Raw genomic sequence first — 17,133 nt, 5'->3', positions numbered from 1 at the left:
CCCCCGTACTGACCCCGCATGCAGCACGGAAGCTAACACGTCACGCGACCTTCACCGGGCCCAGCCGGAACCGCCGCACCACCACGAGCGCGGGCACGACCAGCCACGCCGCCAGCACGCCGACCGCGACACCGAGCCCGCCGGCGTGATCCACCGGGAGCGTGCCGACGCGGCCGAGCCAGTACGTCGGGAAGAAGTGCGCGAGCGAGGTCATCCATTCCGGCAAGAACGCGAGCGGCATCCACAACCCGCCGAACACGCCGAGCGGCAGCATCAAGGCGCCGGTCATCGCGCCGACCGTGTCGCCCTTGCCGAACAACCCGAGCAGCAGCCCGAGCACCGCGAACGGCAGCGCGCCCAGCCACAACGAGACACCGCTGAGCAGCCACTGCGCCGCGGTGAGCTGCACTCCCCGCAGCGCACCCGCCGCGAAGATCACCAAAACCACCGGCAATGCCATTGCCATCGAAGACGCGATCTTCACCGCGAGGTAGCCCGGTCCGCGCATGGGTGTGAGCCGAAGCTGCCGCTGCCAGCCGTCAGTCCGCTCGGTCGCGACGCGGGTTCCGGTGAACAACGCTCCGCTCATCGCTCCGTACGCACCCATGTTGATCATCGTCGTGACACTGGCCTTGATGCCACCCGCCCCGACCTGGTCGCCGAACAGCCCGCCGAACAGAAGAAACATGCCGAGCGGGACCGCGATGGTGAACAGCGCGAACTGCGGGCTGCGGATGATGCGCAGGATCTCCAAGCGGAGGTAGACGAGGTTCATCGGAGCGCTCCCTGCGGCTCGTCGGAGGTGAGGGCGAGGAACGCTTCCTCGAGCCCCGCGGAGGTGATCTCGATTGAACTAGCCTGCGGAAACGTCGTGAGCAACGCCCGGATCGCCAGGTCGGAGTCGGTACAGCCCAGTTCCGTGCGATCGCCCTGAACACGTGCGCTGGCGACCCCGTCCAGCACAGCCAGGTCTTCCTCGCGGGCGCCCGGTACGACTGCCCTGATCACTCGCCCGGACACGTTCGCGCGCACCTCGTCGACCGCGCCGTCCGCGACGACCTTCCCGTGCCGCATCAACACGACCCGGTCCGCGTAGTCCTCGGCCTCGGCGAGGTAATGCGTCGCGAAGAGCACGGTCCGCCCCGCCGCCGTGAACTCGTGCATCGACGCCCAGAACTCGCGCCGCGCGTCGACGTCCAGCGCCGCCGTCGGCTCGTCGAGGATCAGCAACTCCGGATCGCCGGTGAGCGCGAGCGCGTACCGAACCCGCTGCAGCTGCCCGCCGGACAGCTTCCCGCACCGCCGCTTGGCGAACTCCCCGATCCCGGCCCGGTCGTAAACCTCCTTGGCCGGCAACGGATTCCGGAACATCGACCGATGCAACTCGACCAGTTCGGCCGGCGTGACATCCCGCAGCAAGAACCCGTTCTGCACCATCGCCGCGAGCCGCCCGGAATCGAGCGCCGCCCGAGGCGCACCGCCGAACACCCGCACGGTCCCCTCGTCCGGCGAGGCAAGCCCGAGCAGCATGTCGATGGTGGTCGACTTGCCCGCACCGTTCGGCCCGAGCAGCGCGACGACCTCGCCCCGCCGCACCGCCAAGGACACGCCGTCGACCGCGCGGACCTGCTTGAACTGCTTCACCAGGCCGGTCAGCCTGAACGCTTCCGTCATCTCGTCCCCCAGAGCTCCGGTGTACTGGACTTTGTAACACAAAGTTAGTTGCGCTGAAAAGTAGTGGGCAATGCCGAGTTGTTCACCACGGCAAGCTGGTGACGGCTATGCCCGGCAAATCCGGTTGCTCCCCGCGACCGACCGCACTACCGTCCCGGTCCATGATGATCTTCGCCCGCTGCCGCCTGTCCTGATCCCGGCACGACTTTCCGGGCCGCCCGCCACCGGGCTGCCCCTTCCTTGCGTGCCGGACCGCATCTCGTCCGGAAAGGACACTTTCGCCTTATGGGCAAGCACATCGTCATGGTCGGCTGTTCCGCGCCGAGCCACGTCTACCCGTCGCTGGGGATCATCCGCGAACTGGTCCAGCGCGGGCACCGGGTCAGCTACGTCGTGGGGGCACCGCTCGCCGGATTGGTCGAGGCGACCGGCGCGGACATCGTCGCGCATCCCACGATCTTCCCGCTCGGCCCGGACGCGGAATGGCCGGAAGACCCGGCCGATGCGATGCGCGTCTTCCTCGACGAGGCCATCGCGATCCACCCGCGGCTGACCGAAACCTTCGACCAAGACCGGCCCGACCTGCTGCTCTACGACATCGGCGGCCTAGGCGCACCATTGCTCGGCCTCCGCTACGACGTGCCCGCGGTGCAACTCTCCCCCACCTACGTCGCCTGGGACGGGTACGAGGAAGAACTCGCCGATGTCCTCAAACCGATCCGCACCTCACCGTCCGGAATGGACTATCACCGGACGTTCACCGAGTGGCTAGCGGAACACGGTGTCACCGAAGACGCCTGGACATGGCTCGCCCGACCGGTGCCGATCCTGTCGCTGATCCCCCGCGCGATGCAGCCCAACGCCGACCGCGTGCCGGAGGACCGCGTCCAGTTCGTCGGCCCGTGCCTCGACCCGGCGCGCGCAGCCGAACGCTGGACTCCGCCGTCCGACGGGAAACCCGTGCTGCTCGTATCCTTCGGCACCGCGTACAACGACCAGCTCGACGTTTACCGGCACTGCATCACCGAATTCCAGGACTGGCACGTCGTGCTCTCCATCGGCAAGCACGTTTCGAAAGACGACCTCGGCCCGCTGCGGGAGTCGGTCGAGGTCCACGAAACGGTGCCACAGCTGGCGATTCTCGACGCCGCGTCCGCCTTCATCACGCACGCCGGAATGGGCGGCTGCACGGAATCCCTGTGGTACGGCGTGCCGACGGTCGCCATCCCGCAAGCCGTCGACCAGTTCGGCAACGCCGCGCAGCTGGAGGCGTTGGGCGTTGGCAAACATCTGCCCGCGGACCAGGTGACCGCCAAGTCCCTGCGCGAAGCCGTCGACGAAGTCAGCAGTTCGCCGGACGTCGCCGCGCGGTTGGCCGAGCTGCGTGCGGAAATCCGTGCCCACGGCGGGATCGCCGCAGCCGCGGACGCGGTGGAGAAGTTCCTGAACTGACTGCCCGCCCGGGCTTGGCGGCAAGCCCGGGCGGTCCGGCTATCCAGCCCGGATCTCGTTGAGGTAGTTGTAAATCGTGTACCGCGTCACCTCGAGCTGCGTGGCCAGATGGTCCACCGCGTCCTTGATCAGGAAGTACCCGGCCTCGTCCAGTTCGCGGACCACCGCCGATTTGTGCCGCTTCTTCATCAGCTCGACCGGAATCCCGGATTTCCCGATCGCGCGCCCGACGAGGAACCGCTGCAGGCTGTCGACGTCCGGCAGGAACGTCTCCTCCCGCCGTTCCTCCGACGTCTGCGCCGCGGCGGGCAGTTCGCTGTTCACGCACAGACACCCGATCGCCGTCCCGTCGGCGTCGCGCAGGAACAACGTGGACGACCGGATCTCGCGACCGTCCGGGCTGTGCGTGCGGTAGTTGGTCAGGTCCTGTGTCGTGCCGCGCCGGACGAGCCCGAGCAGCAGATCCGTCATCGGACCGCCGACCGAGCGGCCGGTGAGCTCCCCCGCGATCGCGACGATCGAATCCGGCAGCCGCGACAGGTCGTGCAGCAGCACCTCGTTGCCCGGCCCGAGCATCGCCGCCAGGCCGTCCACCGCCGGAATCAGCGCGGTGAGCAGCTCATGCGTCGCCGTGCCCGAAGCCGACGCGACCGGCACGACCCGGCGAGGCCGCAGCAGCGTTTCCAACGCGTCCCGCACCAGATCCGCGGCCGCCGCCGGGGTCGACGCGTGCGGGGACAACCGGACGTGTTCCGGACGCACCGTCGCCGCGATCCCGGCAGCCGTCAACGCCGCCCCGACCTGCTCCGCCGGCTTGTCCGGCAACGAGAACGCGAGGATTCCGGCCCGCCGTTCAGTCGCCGACACGATCTCGGCACCGAACGAACGCAGCACTTCCTCAAGCTCGCCGACGCGTTCGGTGATCCGGCCCGCGATCGCCTCGACGCCGGTTTCCTCGACCAGTTCCAGCGCCGCCGCGAACGCGCCGGACGTGACCGGGCTGAGGTTCGAGATCGACCAGCTCGCCGCGGTCGGGTCGGCGGGGTGGATCTCGTTGTCGAACAGACCGGGGTCGCGCGCGCCGGTCCAGCCGGACAGGATCGGGTCCATCCGCGCCAGCGCCCGGTCGGACAGCACCGCGAACCCGGTGCCCCAGCCCGCCCGCAGCCACTTCTGCCCGCCGACCACGAGCACGTCGGCGACTCCCCACGGCTCGTCGACAACCCCGAAGCCCTGGATTCCGTCAACCACCAGCAGCCGATCGCCCACCACCTCGCGCAACGCGGCGAGATCAGCCCGATAACCAGTACGGAAATCGACCGCGCTCACCGAAACGACAGCGGTTTCGGGCGTGAGCGCTTCCGCGAGACGGTCGGCAGTGACGTAACCGCCTTCCAGCCGCCGCATCCGCACCCGCCCGGCCTGCTCCGCGCGCGCCCACGGATACGTGTTGGCCGGGAACTCCGCAGCTGACACGAGCACTTCGCCGTGGCTGTTGAACGCTGCCTGGAACAGGCCGAGGCTGGTGTGCGGGAGCAGCACGGTGTGGTCGGTGTCGCTGCCGCAGAGCCGCGCGGCCGCTGCTTTCGCGCGGATCTCCTGCCGCATCAGTTCGTCCACTGTGGACGGACCAGCCTTGGTCGTGGCCTCCAGCAGCCGCGCGGTGGTGTCGAGCACGGCGTGCGACGGCGGTCCGAACCGCGCGAAATCCAGGTACCCCGCGGGCTCGTCGAACTGGAGCAGGTACCGGGGCGGGATCCGGGTCACGAGAGGACCCGCGCGAGGAACTGCCGCGTCCGCTCGTGCTCCGGGGACTTCAGCACCCGCTCCGGCGGCCCGGTTTCGACCACCGCGCCGTCGGCGAGGAACACCACCTCGTCGGCGGCCTCCGCGGCGAAGGCCATCTCGTGCGTCACGACCACCATCGTCATCCCCTCCCGAGCCAACGTACCCATCACCGCGAGCACCTCCCCGACCAGCTCCGGGTCCAGCGCGGACGTCGGCTCGTCGAACAGCATGAGCTTCGGCTTCATCGCCAGCGACCGCGCGATCGCGACGCGCTGCTGCTGCCCGCCGGACAGTTGCCCCGGGTAAGCACCCGCCCGGTCCGCGAGCCCGACCCGGTCGAGCAGGTCCAGTGCCTCTTTCCGGGCCTTCTCCGGATCGACGCCGAGCACCCGGACCGGCCCTTCGACGACGTTCTCCAGCGCGGTCCGGTGCCCGAACAGGTTGAACCGCTGGAAAACCATGCCGATGTCCCGGCGTTGCCGCGCGACGTCCTTCTCCCGCAGCTCGTACAGCTTGCCGCCGCGCAGCTTGAACCCGATCGGCTCGCCGTCCACCCAGACCTGGCCGCCGTCGATCGTCTCGAGATGGTTGAGACAGCGCAGAAACGTGCTCTTCCCCGCCCCGGACGGCCCGAGCAGGCACACCACCTGTCCTTTGCGGACCTCCAGGTCGATGCCCTTGAGCACCTCGGTGTGCCCGTAGTTCTTGCGGACCCCGACAGCTTTCAGCAGCGGTTCAGACACGCGCACCCCTCACCAGCGGCATCCCCTTGAATGCCTTCCCGACGCGCGCGACGGGACTCCGGTCGGCTGCCCCGAACGAGCGTTCGAGGTAATGCTGGCCGACACCGGCGACAGTCACCACGACCATGTACCAGATCGCCGCCGCGATCAGCGTCTCCATCACCAGCAGATTGTTGGACGAGATGTTGTTGGCCGCGTGGATCAGCTCGGTCACGCCGATCACCGACGCCATCGACGTGCCCTTGAGCATGTTGATGAAGTCGTTGCCGGTCGGCGGGATGATCACGCGCATCGCCTGCGGCAGCACGACCCGGCGCAGCGTCGCGCCCGGCGTCATGCCGATGGATTTCGCCGCCTCGGTCTGCCCGGTGTCGACGCTGGTCAGCCCCGCGCGGACGATCTCCGCCATGTACGCGCTCTCGTTCAGCGCCAGTCCGAGCAACGCCGCGGTGAACGCGCTGATCAGCACGTTCGTCGGCTCGTGGACGAGGTAGCCGCCGAACGGCAGCGGGATCGAGAAGGTCGGGAAGATCAGCGCCAGGTTGTACCAAATCAGGATCTGCAGCAGCACCGGAAGCCCGCGGAACAGCCAGATGTAAGCCGCCGCGAACCACTTCGCGACCGGGTTGGCGCTGAGCCGCAGCAACGCGATCAGGATCCCGAGCACGATCGCGATCGCCTGCGCGATCACCGCCAGCACGACAGTGTTGAGCAGTCCGAGCGCCATCACGCGGTAGAAGACGAAGTCGGGTACCGAACTCCACTCGATCTGCGCCTGCGCGAGCGCGAAACCCAGCAGCACGAGCAGTGCGACGATCACCGCCGCGCTGACCCAGCGACCCCAATGCCGCAGCCGGACGATCGGCAGCGGTTCAGCTTCCGCCATTGACGGCCGCCTCCTTGATCGCACCCTGCTCGACGCCCCAGGACTGCAGGATCTTGCCGTAGGTCCCGTCGGCGACGAGCGACTGCAAAGCCTGCTTGACGGCGTCGCGCAGCTTCGTGTTGCTCTTCGCGAAGCCCATTCCGTACGGCCCGCCCTCGATCGGCTGGCCCGGCACGACCTCGAAGAACTTGCCGTCGCCCGCGGTGCGCGAGATGTAGACCGCGCTCGGCAGGTCGTTGAGAATCGCCGCGACGCGACCGGTGCGCAGCTGATTCTGGTTCTGGTTGTCGCTGTCGGTCGCGGTGACCGTGATCGCCGGCTTGCCCGCCTGCGTGCATTTCGCGCTCTGCGCGGCGGCGAACTTCTGGTGACTGGTGCCCTGGACGACTGCCACATTCTTGCCGCACAACGTGTCCGGCCCCGTGATGCCGTCCGGATTGCCCTTGCGGATCATGATCGTGATGCCGGACGAGAAGTAGTCGACGAAGTCGATCTGCTTCTGGCGTTCCTTGGTGTCGTTCATCGCGGCCATGGTCAGATCGACCCGGCCGGACTGCAGGCTCGTGATCAGCGAACCGAACGCGAGATCCTGGTACGCGACGGTCACCCCGAGCTTCGCCCCGACCGCCTTCGCCAGATCGACCTCGTAGCCGATCGGCGTCTTGCCGTCCGGCGCGTAGAAGTTGTTCGGCGCCGACTGGATGTTGGACGCCAGCCGCATGGTCTTGGCCTGCGCGACAGCCGCCGGCAGCGCACCGGCGAGCTGCGGGTCGGCCTTGATCGCCCCGAGCAGCGCCGTGTTGTCCGGAACAGCGCTCGGCTTCTGCTGTTGCTGCCCGCCGCCTGCCCCGTCAGGGCCTCCTCCACAGGCAGTAGCGAACGCGAGCAGGCCGCCGAGCAGTGCGGCCTGCCAGGCACGGGAACGAAGCGACCACATGCGGACCCTCCAGGACGTCGTTGGTTCCGCGGGACGCTACAACTGGTTGTTAAAGAGGTCAACAAGCAGTTGAATTTCTGTCTCGTCTAGCGTGCGGACATGACACTCGACGAGAGCTTCCGCCAGTTCTGGACCGAACGGCGGCTCGCGTCGCTCACGACGGTGCGCCCCAGCGGAACGCCGCACGTAGTAGCGGTAGGAGTGACCGTCGACTTCGAGCAGGGCATCGCCCGCGTGATCGCCTCCGGCACCTCGTACAAGGCCCGCCTGATCCGCGCCGCCGGCGACACGGGGCTGGCCGCCGCGGTGTGCCAATTCGAGGGCCGGACCTGGTCCACGTTGGAAGGCCGAGTCCGGCTCCTCGACGATGCTGCTTCAGTCCGCGACGCCGAGGAGCGCTACGCGCGGCGGTACCGGAAACCGCGTGAGAACCCGCAGCGAGTCGTGCTGGAACTCACCATCGGGCGGGTGCTGGGCAACGCCTGAGGTTCCGAGGTTCGGCCGACCGCCCCAGTCTGTCATCCGCGGCCAACCGTCCCGGTCAAACGAACTGCGCCAGCAATCCTTCGGCACTGCGCACCACAACCTGGGCCGCGGCCCGCTCCGCCAGCGCCCGGTCCGGCCGCTCCGCCTCGTGCCGCCACCGCATCACCGCGTCGAGACCGGCTTCATACATCTCCCGCGGATCCGTGCCCGCCGCAAGCCCCAGCCGCTCCTCTGACGCCGTCCCCTCGGCACCCAGCAACCGCACAGCTTCCTCCGCCGACTCCCCCGCCAACGCAGTACGCCCGCCGCGAATGTCCGCGATCAACCGCAACTCGCGGAAATCATGCGCGCTGGCCGAAAACCGCTCCACCCGCGCCGCAAGCCGGTCACTGTGCGGACGAGGCTCCGCGTTCAACACGGTCTCCAACCGAATCAACGCCGTCCGCGCACGCAACGCGTCCGCACGCGCAGCGAAACAACCCGCAATGGTGTCGCGAAGCTCGCCAAGACCACTACGCCGCACCAGTTCCGCCGACAGCTTCACGCGGTCATCGCAGCCCGTACGGATCAGCGTCAGCGCGAGCTTCACTCCGAACAACCCGAAGCGCACCACCAACGACCGTCGCGTCTCGACCGACACTGGCCCCGGAAACGCCGGATCAGTAAAGGTATCCACCGACAGCAGATACCGTTCCAATTCCTCGCGCGGCACAGCCGCGAAGGCCGCGAGAAGCTCGAATTCGTCATCAGTGAACGCGCGCGCCCCGTACGCAAGCTGCGCCGCCACTGCGATCACGCCTTGAAACCCGCTGCACAGTGGGTCTTCGCGCCACGCGCGCCGCGCAATCTGCTTCGCGGTGAGCAGTGCGTCAATCCGCCCCGCGCCGGTCTCGTCCGCACGCGCAAGCACAAGGATCGTGTCAACGGCCGTCTGCCGCGCGAACGCCGAAGGCGCTGTCGGACGCAGCGTCGCCAACTGGTCGGGCTCAAGGTGACGGAGCAGCTGTACAGACGCGTCAGTGAGCGTCGACGGATGCGGCGCATCGAGGAACTCCAGATCGCGCAACGCCCGCGTCGGCCAATCCCCCAACGCGGCAGCCAGCGTGGTCTTCCCCGTCCCCGCAGGCCCTCCGATGCTTACCCGAAGTGGCTCGTCGAGGTGGTCAAGAGCCTCCCCCAGCAACGCCGAAGCCCGCGGACTGTCGCGGTAGTACGCACAAGCATCCGCCAAAAGAGCCCGAACGTCCTCAACCACGCGCGACACCACTCCTCGCTCGATTCACCGGCACAGCCCCGAACATCCTCGACTACCCGGCAATACGCCGCTCACCGAAGCCCGCTGTTGCGAACCCAGCCGACGTCAACCGCCCAAGTACGGCACATTTCCGACGACCGAGCCCTCCGCATCTCCCGCCCCAGCTCCCGCGACCGAAGCAAGCCACCATTCAACCGGCGCGGATCCACCACGCAAGACTCGTCCGGACCCGCCGAACCGCCTGCGACACGACAAAACGGCTCAACGCGCCAGATGCCCCATGATGCGGAACCCGCTCCGCAGCGACTCCGAAGCCCAGCACCGAACCCCATCGGAGATTCAGGTCACTCAAGCCCGAAGACGGCCACGAGCACGGTTAAACGCCCCGCACCCAGCCATCAAACCGAAGCCACGCAACCAACTCCTCAGGCACCCGTTCGGCCAGCATTCCCTCTCCGCACAGAACCATGAGCCATCTCGACCGACGTCGCACAAGCAGTCCCTTAGGCCACCGGTTGCTCAGCCCCCGTCCGCGGAGAGCCGCCGAACCGCCCGACGTTGCACAAGCAGTCACTCAGGCGACCAGTTGCCTGGCACCCCGGCGGGTGGAGAGCCGCCGGAACACCGTGCTCTCCCCGCCGAGGTCACGCAGGCAACTCCTTGGGCACCCGGCTAGCCAGCATCCCCAACTCCCCAGCCCGCTTGTGCAATCCCGCGAGCCGGTCGATCTCCCGCCGCAGCGCCGCACTGCGCCGTTCCCGCTCGGCCGAGCCGGCGATGATCATCTCGCGTTCGCGCGTCAACTCGTCGGCAAGAGCGTCAGCGAGCTCGGTGAAGTGGTCGCGCAACCGTCGCTGCACATGCCGGATCGCGTCGCGGCATTCCTTGCTGAACCGCAGAAACACGTCGTCGACGTGCCGTTGCGCGGTCATCTTGGCCACCGCCTGCCGGCGTTGCAGCCGCATGCCGCCCTCGTCGCTGATCGTCTTCGCCGCGAACGCGACGCCGGCGCCGATCGACACCGGGTTGATCAACGGCAACCCCGCCAACCCGGTCACCAGGCCGAACATCAGCACGCCGCCGTACGAACCGCGCAGACCGGTGAACGCCTTCTGCCCGATCTTGAACCGTTCGATCCGCGGCTGCCGTACTTCGGCGATCCGGTCCGCGCCGGAGTCGGTCAAGGCCAGTTCCGGCAGGTCGTACTGCGCGCCGAAGGCCGCCGCCACGGCCTGCGCGATCCATTCCGCGCGCTCGGCCGCGAACGTGTAGGTCGTCTCGACGGCTTCGGCGAGCGTGCGGTCCAGCCACGGGCCGAACTCGTCCCACACCTTCACCGGGTCCCCGCGGTCGAAGGTCTCGTCGATCGTCTCGACGATCTTCCTGGTGCGTTCGCGCAGGTCGTACTCCGCGTCGGACTGCAGGTCAGCGATTTCGTCCGCCAGCAGGTTCTGCCAGCGGCTGTTGCGTCGGCGCAGTTCGTCAGCGCGACGTTGGGAGCGTTGCAGCAACGTCGTCTGGTCGACGCCTGCTTCCTGCCCGGCGGCCTCGGCGCGCGCCCGCAACGTCTCGACCAACTCGGCCGCCGCTGCGCGCACGCTCACCGCGGCGAGCAACGCGGCCGTGCTCTCCGCCGGTCGCGACACCTGCGTCGCTATCCAGGACAGCAGTTCGGGGAACCCGGACCGCGCGTTGAGGTCTTGATCTCCGCCCTTGGCCGCGGCGAAACGAACCGTCGCCGACACCGGCAGCACTGGCGAGTCGATCCCGGCCGCGGAGAGCGCGGTCCGGTTCTGTTCGGCGACCGTGCGCCATCCGGCGCTGACATCGATCTTGGTCAGCGCTATGACCACGTGCGGACACCACGTCCGGACGTGCCGCGCCAACGCCAGCTCGGCCTGGTCCAGCGGAGCGGCAGCGTCGGAAACGAGAATGACCGCGTCGGCGTCCGCGAGAACGTCGAGAGCCGCAGCCGTGCGAGGCGACCTCGGGTCACCGATCGCGGGAGTGTCGATGAGCACCAAGCCCGCGGAAAGCAAGTCGCGCGGGACCCCGACCTCGACCCGCCGCAGCGACCCGGCCGGTCGGGCTCCGACCTCGCCGGTCAGCTTCTCGATGTCGACCGGGACGCGTTCGTCGGCGCGTCCGACCAGCGTCGCACCGGGTTCGGCCGCATACCCGACTTCGATCGGCACCGCGGGAGTCGCCGCGTCGCCGACCGGGCAGACCGGCGCGTTGAGCACCGCGTTGACCAGGTAGCCCTTGCCTTGCTTGGGAAAGCCGAGCACAGCGACCCGCGTGCCCCCCGGCGGCCGGTCCTGACGCCGGCGAAGACGTTGCGCCAGGTCTTCCCGGCCGTGCGTCCGGCAGGCATCCGCGGTCTCGGCGAGCACTTCGAGCCAAGCTGGAGCCGTCACGGCGAACCAGTGTCCCCCGTGTACGGGGAGTATCCGAACCGGGTGGTGGCTCCGCGGTCTCGCCCAGACCGCGGAGCCACCCGCGAATCACCCTTGGTCAGAGGGAAATGTGCAGCTCACCGCCGCCGTGCGGGGACTCCGCGCCGGCGTGCAGGTCAAGGCCGAGGCCCTGGTGACCGAGGTCGGAGACCGACGAGACGGTGTCGTGCACCATGCCGACGCCGGCGTCGGTCCCGGTGTGCGTCTCGTTGACCGCGTCGGAACGCTCGGAGTCACCGTGCGACATGAGCGAGTGCGCCTGCTGGGTGACACCGTTCACAGCGTGGTTCAGCCCGTTGGCGCTGAGGGTGTTGCTCAGGCTGCCGACGTTGTCGGTGGCGGTCCCGACCGCGTCGCTGACGTGCCCGGCAATCCCGCCGCCGGCCTCGGCCGCGTGGTTGGCGAACTGTGCGCCGGAGTTCGCGACCGGCAGGTCGCCGACGTTGACCGGCGAAGCCGCCGCCAGCTCGCCGCCGACGTGCTGCACCTGCGAGACAGCACCCTCAGCCGCGGTGGCCGCCTGGCCGCTGGCCTGCGCGACGGCGTTGGAGTCCAGGCCGCTGGCCAGGTCGTTGCCCAGCGCGAGCGCACTGGCCGGGTTCTGCGCCAGGGCGGTGACGGACGCGGCGGCGTTCTGCACCTCGCCGAGCCCCGGCGCCGCGGGCAGCCCCGGAACGGACGGCAGCTCGCCGGCGGAGGGAAGCGCCGGAACCGCGCTGGCGACGTCGCCGACACCAGGCAGCGAGCCAACGCCCGGAAGCGCACCGGCACCCGGCAGCTCGCCAAGACCCGGCAGGTGGCCGACGCCCGGAAGCTCGCCGAGACCCGGCGCCGCCGGCAGCTCGCCGAGGCCCGGCAGCTCACCGGCCGCGGGCAGCGGCGAAGTGCCAGCCACGTCGCTGACGACGGGCAGGTCGCCGATGCCCGGCACCGCACCCGCACCCGGCAGCTCGCCCACGCCCGGGACCGCCGGCAGCTCGCCGAGGCCCGGAAGCGCCGGGCCGCCCGCGGACGCCTCCGCACCGCCAGCGGCCTCGCCGCTGGCCGACGCGCTGCCACCCGAGGCGCCGAGCGAAGCAGTGAGCGCCTGCAGCTGCTCGATCGCGCCCTGCGGGCCGTCGCCGAGCGCAGTGGTCAGGTTGCCCGCCTGGGGCAGGTGGCCAAGCGAGGCCAGGTGGTCCACCGGGACGTAGTCGAGCACCAGCGGCGCGACCTCGTGCACGTCGGCGGCGCTGATGTCGCCCAGCCCAGCAGCGGCCAGCGCGGCCTGCGGGTCCTGGCCGAAAGCGGCGAGCGCGGACGGGTCTTGGAGCAAGGTGAGCGTGAAGTCGTGCAGAGTCTGCACCGAATCCATGGGGGGATCTCCACTTGTAGTGATTACGGGGAAAGCCCGGCCCTCCCGGGCCAGGCGTGGCGCTCAACGTAGGGACGGGGCGCCCCCGCTCACATCGGGGTTTACACCCAGTCGCGCCTCGCTCAGCCGTTAGGGGGTCGATATGAGATCGTTAGGGAGTTAGGGGATCGGACACGCGGAACCCGGTTGGGTTAAATCCCACCCCACTCTTGCCCGTCTGACCCGAACGGGTGAGGATGCGTATCCGTTCAGTGAGTTACGCCCCTTGGCCGAACCCGGACTGCGACGAAGGGAGGAAGCGGCGGTGCCCTACGTGCTCGGCATCGACCTCGGAACTGTCCGGACCCACGCCGCGCTCCGCCGCAGGCAAGGTGACCGGTGGGACGATCCCGAGCCGCTGTGGCTGGGCGAGACCTCGCCCGCGACGGCGACCGCACTCTTCCTCGACGACGAGGGCTACCTGCTCACCGGCGATGCGGCCACGCAAGCCGGTGCTGCCGTGCCGTCCCGGCTGGTCACCGGTTTCCACCGCCGCATCGGCGACGACGTGCCGGTGTTCATCGGCAGCGAACCCTTCACCCCGGAATCCCTGACGACCGTCTTCATCGAGGGCATCGCCGACGTCGCGGCCAGCCAGGCCGGCGGACCGCCGCGCCAGCTCGTCATCACCCACCCCGGTGACTGGGGCGGTTACCGACGCGAACTCCTGCGCCAGTCGCTCGCGGAGTCCGGGTTCTCCGCGGTCACTCTCGTTCCCAGCGCGGTCGCCGCCCTGTACGCCCACCTCCCGGAACCCGGTGCGGGCGACCGGACGGCCGCGGTGTGCGAGTTCGGTCCGGATGGCGTCACGGTCACCTTGGCGACCGCCTCGGGAGCCAGCGGCTGGATCGCCCGGAACAGCAGCGAAGGCGTCGCGCCGGGTTCCGCGGTCAGCACCGCGTTCAGCCTCGCGCAGGCAGCCAACGTCGCCCCCGAGTCGCTGGCCGGCATCGTGTTCTGCGGCGAACCCGGCCACGGCGCCCTCCCCGGACGTCTGCCCTGCCCGTTTTTCCTCGGCCCGCAACCCGCGGATACGGCCGCCATCGGCGCCGGGGTCCTCGCCAGCCAACGGACGAGGCCTCTCGCGCGGAGGGAAGCCCCCGCCCCCGAGACCACCTTGCTGCCGCGCGTCGACCGCGAACCCGAGCTTCCGGAAAGACCCGAGCGGCCGCCGGTGGAGATCACTCCATTCACGCTGCCGGAGCCGGAGGGTGCTGCCAAACTGTTGCGTCGATGGCGACCGCTCGCCGCTGCGGCAGCAGTGCTGGCGATCAGCTCCTCGATCTTGATCGCGGTCCTCACGTCACACGAAGCGACCGCCGACAAGGAACCCGTTTCTCCCCGTCCCCCTGTCCTGAGCTCGTGCGCCCACCCAGCCACAGCTCCCTCCGGTGAAGGTCACTGTTGAACGCATTGCTGGCGAAAACCGGCAACGACGCCGTCCACCCCGCAGCCCGCCGCCTCCTCGAAGAACTCGCCGACACCCCCGCGGCCCCAGTTCGGCTCGTGGTCGTCGCACCTGGCGGCTACGGCAAGACTGCCTTGTTGGATGCCCTCGACCGCAGCTACCGCGAAGCGGGCGTCGAGGCCACTGTCATCGACGACGCCGACCAGCTCGACGACGAAGACCTGACCAGACTCACCATGCTCGCGGCCGCCAAGGAGGGGCCGCTCGTGGTGGCACACCGTCCAAACCCTCGCGCGCAAGCATTGCGAGCTCTCGGCGAAACGCTGCTGCTGCCGCCGCTGACTGTCGACGAAGTCGGCAAGCTGGCGAAACAACTCACCGGCCGCACTGCCGACGCCTCCGCCCTGCACGCCAGCACCGGCGGTGTTCCTCGTCTCGTGGAACGGGTCGTAACCGCCCGCCTCGCCGACTTCCGCGCTGAGCTGGCCACACTCGACGACGACGTTCTCCGCTACCTCATCGCCGCCGAAGCCGGCGCGGCCCGCAACCTCGACCTGCTCTGCTCGCTGCTGGAGCGCACACCAGATGAACTGCCCGAAGTCGTCGACGGAGCCCGCGCCACCGGCCTCCTCGACGCCGAAGACGTCCTCCTACCTGCCGCCGCCGAAGCAGTCCGCGCATACGGACCGCCCGCCCGACGCCTAGCGGTGCTGCAGCAACTCGTGGAAGCACAGCTGACTCGCGGCCTGCCCGTCCTTGACCTCGCGACCTCCCTGCTCGACGCAGGCAGCTCCGGTGCCTCCGCGGCAACCGCGTTCGCAACCGCAGCGAACGAAGCCCTCCCCACGGACCCAAAGCACGCCGCGCGCCTCTTCGAAGCCGCAGCCGAGGCCGGTGCCCGCGATGCCGCGACCACCACCGGCTGGGCCCGCGCCGCCGCATTGTCCGGCGATCTGGACACCGCTCTCCGCCTGGGCGACGGCATGTTGTCCGGCGAAGACCCCGAAGCCCGAGCCGCTGGTGCCGAGATCGCCGCGACTGTCCTGGCCCACCGCGGCGAACTGGCCCGAACCGCGGAGCTGTACCGCTGGGCCGCAGCCACGGACAACTGGTCTCGTCAACACATAGCTACTCCGGCCTCCAACTCCGGTGGCCATGACTCCACCGGTCCCGGCAACGAGAGCCTCGCTGCGGCAACGAACCCCCAAGCCACAGACCACTTGACGCCAGCCGACTCGACAAACTCTCAAGGTTCCGCGCTCCCCCACCAGGCGAACGCTGCGGGAGTGCCTACAGATCCCTCTTCCCCACCCCCGTTCCCCACCTCGCCTCAACCAAACGGCGAGAGCTATCGCTGGGTAGGCCCTGGCGCGGTGGACGCGTTCGCCACGATCGCCCTCGTCGGAACTGGCCAGGCCACCGACGGCCAAACTGTCTCCAACGTCCCGATGCCGGGAGTCGCGCCGACGTTGTTCACCGGGGCCGCAGCGCGAACAGCGAGCGGGATCGTCGAATCGGTGTTCGGTTGCGGAACAGAGGCGTTGCCGACGCTCGTAGGCGCCGCAGCGATGCTCGAACCAGCGGTCGGCGGCGCACCGCTGTCGGACAGTCCCGCCGCACTCGCGGCACTCGCCGGTCTGCACGCGGGCGAGCTGGCGCTCGCAGAATCAGTGCTGGAACGAGCATTAGCCAGCAGTGTCGGCGGCGATCTGCTCGCGACCCGGCACCGGCTGCTGCTGGGCTGGGTCGCGATGACCGGCGGCCATCTCGCCGCCGCGACTGAACACCGAGACGCCGTCGCCGGCACCAAACTCGAAGCCCGCGACGAGTTGTTCTTCGCGACCCTGGAACTCGGCCTCGCCCGGCGAGCGAGTGACCTGGTCGGACTGCAACAGTCGTGGGAGCGGGCATATCAGGCGTCCATGCGACAGCAAGTGGACTTGTTCACGCTGTTGCCGTTGGGCGAACTGGCAATCGCAGCCGCTCGGACCGGCGCGCACGCCAAGCTGTCCCGTCGGCTGGAGCGCGCGCACGCCATGCTCGACCGCCTCGGCAATCCTCCTTTGTGGACGGTCTCGCTGTGCTGGCACGAACTGCACGCCGCGATCACCACGGAAGACCGCGCCACCGCCGAACGGCAACTGGCAGCACTGAACCACTTCGCAGACTGCGGCCGCTACCCAGCCGCGCTCGCCCGCGCCGCCGGGTGCTGGCTCGCGGTGCTCAGCGGCACGTTCGATCCAGGAGAAATCTCCGCAGCAGCCGCGGAACTTCACGAACTGGACCTGCGCTGGGACGCGGCCCGGCTGGCCGGACAAGCCGCGATCCGCACCTCTGACCGCAAGGCGATGGTCCAGCTACTCGAGGCGGCTCGGCAGTTCCAGGGCACGACGGGGCGTCTTGAGTCCACTACCCCGACGCCAGGCGCGGCGACCGGCTTGAGTGCACTCAGCGAACGCGAACTGGAGGTCGCCCGCTTGGTCGTCGACGGTCTGACTTACAAACAAGCGGGCAGCAAACTCTTCATCTCCGGCAAGACTGTCGAACATCACATGGCGCGCATCCGCGGCAAACTCGGTGCCGCAGACCGTCGCGAACTTCTCGCGACCCTGCGCGAACTGCTCGCCAAACCGACCGTGCACTGAGTCGTGGACG

At 69.1% G+C, this 17,133-nt stretch carries 13 protein-coding genes; 4 read left to right on the top strand and 9 right to left on the bottom strand.

What is annotated here, in order from left to right:
* Window positions 1-40: 40 nt before the first annotated feature.
* Both H5411_RS13680 and H5411_RS13675 read right to left on the bottom strand, forming a co-directional pair.
* Window positions 41-775: an ABC transporter permease gene (locus H5411_RS13680; RefSeq protein ID WP_183123967.1), complete on the bottom strand. Its 735-nt coding sequence runs from the start codon at window positions 773-775 to the stop codon at window positions 41-43.
* A complete protein-coding gene (locus H5411_RS13675; RefSeq protein WP_183123966.1) occupies window positions 772-1,674 on the bottom strand; it encodes an ABC transporter ATP-binding protein in 903 nt (300 codons plus the stop codon). Before H5411_RS13675 ends, H5411_RS13680 begins: the two co-directional genes overlap by 4 nt.
* A gap of 285 nt (window positions 1,675-1,959) precedes the next feature.
* On the opposite strand from H5411_RS13675, the gene H5411_RS13670 reads away from it, so the two are divergent.
* On the top strand, window positions 1,960-3,126 hold the full coding sequence (locus H5411_RS13670; RefSeq protein ID WP_183123965.1) for a macrolide family glycosyltransferase: 1,167 nt from the start codon (window positions 1,960-1,962) through the stop codon (window positions 3,124-3,126).
* A gap of 39 nt (window positions 3,127-3,165) precedes the next feature.
* Here the strand turns inward: H5411_RS13670 and H5411_RS13665 are convergent, their stop codons facing one another.
* From H5411_RS13665 to H5411_RS13650, 4 genes are read right to left on the bottom strand one after another with little or no spacing between them, the layout of a single operon-like run.
* Window positions 3,166-4,893 (bottom strand): aminotransferase class V-fold PLP-dependent enzyme, encoded by a 1,728-nt coding sequence (locus H5411_RS13665; RefSeq protein WP_101435445.1) that lies wholly within the window; start codon window positions 4,891-4,893, stop codon window positions 3,166-3,168.
* Complete coding sequence (locus tag H5411_RS13660) at window positions 4,890-5,657, bottom strand: amino acid ABC transporter ATP-binding protein (RefSeq protein WP_312878219.1); 768 nt, start codon at window positions 5,655-5,657, stop codon at window positions 4,890-4,892. The genes H5411_RS13665 and H5411_RS13660 overlap by 4 nt, the downstream gene beginning before the upstream one ends.
* Window positions 5,650-6,543: an amino acid ABC transporter permease gene (locus H5411_RS13655; protein ID WP_183123964.1), complete on the bottom strand. Its 894-nt coding sequence runs from the start codon at window positions 6,541-6,543 to the stop codon at window positions 5,650-5,652. The genes H5411_RS13660 and H5411_RS13655 overlap by 8 nt, the downstream gene beginning before the upstream one ends.
* On the bottom strand, window positions 6,530-7,480 hold the full coding sequence (locus H5411_RS13650) for an ABC transporter substrate-binding protein (protein WP_183123963.1): 951 nt from the start codon (window positions 7,478-7,480) through the stop codon (window positions 6,530-6,532). The genes H5411_RS13655 and H5411_RS13650 overlap by 14 nt, the downstream gene beginning before the upstream one ends.
* A 99-nt stretch (window positions 7,481-7,579) precedes the next feature.
* Here H5411_RS13650 and H5411_RS13645 point away from each other — a divergent pair, with 99 nt between their 5' ends.
* Window positions 7,580-7,966, top strand: coding sequence for a pyridoxamine 5'-phosphate oxidase family protein (locus tag H5411_RS13645; protein ID WP_183123962.1), 387 nt, complete (start codon window positions 7,580-7,582; stop codon window positions 7,964-7,966).
* Between the two features lie 55 nt (window positions 7,967-8,021).
* Here the strand turns inward: H5411_RS13645 and H5411_RS13640 are convergent, their stop codons facing one another.
* The 3 genes from H5411_RS13640 to H5411_RS13630 all read right to left on the bottom strand — a co-directional run bounded on the left by H5411_RS13640 (window position 8,022) and on the right by H5411_RS13630 (window position 13,031).
* Complete coding sequence (locus tag H5411_RS13640) at window positions 8,022-9,221, bottom strand: GTPase (RefSeq protein WP_183123961.1); 1,200 nt, start codon at window positions 9,219-9,221, stop codon at window positions 8,022-8,024.
* 644 nt (window positions 9,222-9,865) lie between these two features.
* Window positions 9,866-11,638, bottom strand: a complete 1,773-nt coding sequence (locus H5411_RS13635) for a dynamin family protein (protein ID WP_183123960.1) — start codon at window positions 11,636-11,638, stop codon at window positions 9,866-9,868.
* Between the two features lie 97 nt (window positions 11,639-11,735).
* Window positions 11,736-13,031 (bottom strand): IniB N-terminal domain-containing protein, encoded by a 1,296-nt coding sequence (locus tag H5411_RS13630; RefSeq protein WP_183123959.1) that lies wholly within the window; start codon window positions 13,029-13,031, stop codon window positions 11,736-11,738.
* Window positions 13,032-13,335: 304 nt separating this feature from the next.
* Between H5411_RS13630 and H5411_RS13625 the strand changes: the two genes are divergently transcribed.
* Together H5411_RS13625 and H5411_RS13620 are read left to right on the top strand one after the other, a co-directional pair.
* Window positions 13,336-14,478 (top strand): Hsp70 family protein, encoded by a 1,143-nt coding sequence (locus tag H5411_RS13625; protein ID WP_101435452.1) that lies wholly within the window; start codon window positions 13,336-13,338, stop codon window positions 14,476-14,478.
* Window positions 14,475-17,123, top strand: a complete 2,649-nt coding sequence (locus H5411_RS13620) for a helix-turn-helix transcriptional regulator (protein WP_183123958.1) — start codon at window positions 14,475-14,477, stop codon at window positions 17,121-17,123. The genes H5411_RS13625 and H5411_RS13620 overlap by 4 nt, the downstream gene beginning before the upstream one ends.
* Window positions 17,124-17,133 lie beyond the last annotated feature (10 nt).

Origin of the sequence: Amycolatopsis echigonensis (assembly GCF_014174495.1) — a bacterium.
In the GTDB taxonomy this organism is placed as follows: Bacteria; Actinomycetota; Actinomycetes; order Mycobacteriales; family Pseudonocardiaceae; genus Amycolatopsis; species Amycolatopsis echigonensis.
Note: the sequence above shows the minus strand (reverse complement) of the source record. Positions and strands in the feature narration are given on the sequence as shown.